2 tRNA genes and 1 rRNA gene are annotated in these 679 nt (G+C 51.1%); all 3 read left to right on the forward strand.

What is annotated here, in order from left to right:
• Positions 1–111 (forward strand): 16S ribosomal RNA (locus G6041_RS11160); the annotation flags it as partial.
• A 68-nt stretch (positions 112–179) separates the two neighbouring features.
• A tRNA-Ile gene (locus G6041_RS11165) sits at positions 180–256 on the forward strand.
• A 111-nt stretch (positions 257–367) separates the two neighbouring features.
• Positions 368–443, forward strand: a tRNA-Ala gene (locus tag G6041_RS11170).
• Positions 444–679: the final 236 nt, after the last annotated feature.

The raw sequence follows: 679 nt of genomic DNA on the forward strand, positions 1-679 counted from the left end.
GAAGTAGGTAGCTTAACCTTCGGGAGGGCGCTTACCACTTTGTGATTCATGACTGGGGTGAAGTCGTAACAAGGTAACCGTAGGGGAACCTGCGGTTGGATCACCTCCTTACCTGCAAGATACAACCCCGCGTGCTCACACAGATTGTCTGATAGAAAGTAAAGAAGCAAAACCTCTACAGGCTTGTAGCTCAGGTGGTTAGAGCGCACCCCTGATAAGGGTGAGGTCGGTGGTTCAAGTCCACTCAGGCCTACCAGATTCCTTCTGATACTGCGTTGCGGCAACGCTCACATACTGCGGTATGCATCGCGTTACCACGCCCTGTCTCAGAACGAATTATCGGTAAAGAGGTTCTGACTACTACGATGGGGCTATAGCTCAGCTGGGAGAGCGCCTGCTTTGCACGCAGGAGGTCTGCGGTTCGATCCCGCATAGCTCCACCATCACTTCAGAGTGTACTCGATGAGTATACTGCGAAGTATTTGCTCTTTAACAATCCGGAACAAGCTGAAAATTGAAACAGACATGCTGCTGCATTTCTCCGTAATAAGAAATGCGCGGTGTGTCAGAGTCTCTCAAACTCGCAGCACGAAGACTTCTTCGGGTTGTGAGGTTAAGCGAACAAGCGTACACGGTGGATGCCCTGGCAGTCAGAGGCGATGAAGGACGTGCTAATCTG

It is taken from the genome of Cronobacter sp. HA18003, from assembly GCF_011605905.1.
Lineage (GTDB): Bacteria > Pseudomonadota > Gammaproteobacteria > Enterobacterales > Enterobacteriaceae > Cronobacter > Cronobacter sakazakii.